This is a genomic window from Hymenobacter profundi (assembly GCF_019334315.1).
GTDB classification, from domain to species: domain Bacteria; phylum Bacteroidota; class Bacteroidia; order Cytophagales; family Hymenobacteraceae; genus Hymenobacter; species Hymenobacter profundi.
Genome location: NZ_JAHWGL010000198.1, coordinates 1 through 1,422 on the forward strand (window position 1 = coordinate 1; position 1,422 = coordinate 1,422).

2 protein-coding genes are annotated in these 1,422 nt (G+C 57.0%); both read left to right on the forward strand.

The genetic code is table 11. The features are described 5' to 3' along the window. Positions 1-41: 41 nt before the first annotated feature. Complete coding sequence (locus tag KYK14_RS22260) at positions 42-428, forward strand: hypothetical protein (RefSeq protein ID WP_243900359.1); 387 nt, start codon at positions 42-44, stop codon at positions 426-428. 8 nt (positions 429-436) lie between these two features. Further along, the gene (locus KYK14_RS21855; RefSeq protein ID WP_243900358.1) at positions 437-1,342 is read left to right on the forward strand and encodes an IS3 family transposase; all 906 of its coding nucleotides are present in this window, start codon (positions 437-439) and stop codon (positions 1,340-1,342) included. Positions 1,343-1,422 lie beyond the last annotated feature (80 nt).

Consider the following 1,422-nt stretch of genomic DNA (forward strand, 5'->3'; position numbering starts at 1 on the left):
GTGTCTCGTCCTAAAATAGGTTGACCATCAATTTCAGTCAGATGGAACACTTGTTTTTGTTTCGCAAGCAGGCGCATGAGCTGAAAATGCGTCAGATGGTCGAGGAGATTAACTGCGGCCGCCACACGATTGAGTCGGCGATGAGCAAGTACCAGGTGCTCACCCGCTCGACCGTGACCAAGTGGCTGGAACGTGTCCGCCAGGAAGAGCAGGCTCGTACCCACGCCATGGAAGACAATCGAAAAAAGCCGCCCACCACGCTGGTCGAGCACGTGGTGCAGCATGCCGATGCGCTCACCGGACAGGTCAAGCAGTTGCAACAACAGCTCGAGCAAGCCGAGTTGCAGGTGCTCTACTACAAAAACGTGATCCGGGTGGCCGAGCAGGAGCTGGGCCTGAGCATCGAAAAAAAGTCCGCTACCAAGTAGTCCAGCTCTTGCGAGTAAGCTGTCCGCACTTTTGCCTGCGGCGGATCAGTGGCGTACTTGGGTTTAGTCGGCAGGCCTATTATCAGCACGAAATGCGGCAGTGGAGCAGCCAGGAGCGCGAGCAGTATGTGCTCGAGCAGGTGGCGAAGGTGCGCCAAGAGCATCCCCGCATTGGGGGGCGCAAGCTCTACAGCCTGTTGGAACAGGGCTTGCGCGAGCAAGGCATCAAGATGGGCCGGGATGCCCTATTCTCGCTGCTAGCGGCGCATAACTTACTGATTCGCAAGCGCCGCCGGAAAGCCTTGACGACCTTTTCCCGCCATCGCTTCCGCAAATACCCGAACCTGATCCGGGAGCTGACTCCGCTGCGACCGAACCAGGTTTGGGTGGCCGATATCACGTACTGGTTCACCCAGGCGGGCTGTCTGTACATCTCGCTGCTGACCGACGCCTACTCGCGGCGTATCATGGGCTTCGCCGTGGCCGAGACGCTAGCCACGGTGCACGCGCGCCGCGCTTTGGAGATGGCCCTGCAGCAAATCAGTAAACGGGCGGGGCGGGACTTAATTCACCACAGCGACCGCGGCATTCAGTATTGTAGTCAAGAATACTTAGAGGTCCTGGCTCCCTATCACATCCAGGTGAGCATGACGGAGAACTCTGATCCGCTGGAAAATGCCATCGCCGAGCGCGTCAACGGTATTCTCAAGCAAGAGTATCTGAGCCAGCAACCGGTTCATTCACTGGGAGAAGCGGCGCAACATCTCGAGCAAGCCGTCTTTCTCTACAACTATAAACGGCCGCATCTGAGCTGCGACATGCAGAGCCCCAACGAGGCCCACGGCAGTTGGGGGCCGTTGGAAAGACGATGGAAAAACTACTACAAACCACCCGTGCCAGTAAGCGCAAAATGAGCTATCTTAGGATTACCCAAAAAGCGGTCAACGCAGTGGCGGACTAACTTCAAACGGTCAACTTATTTCAGGACGACACA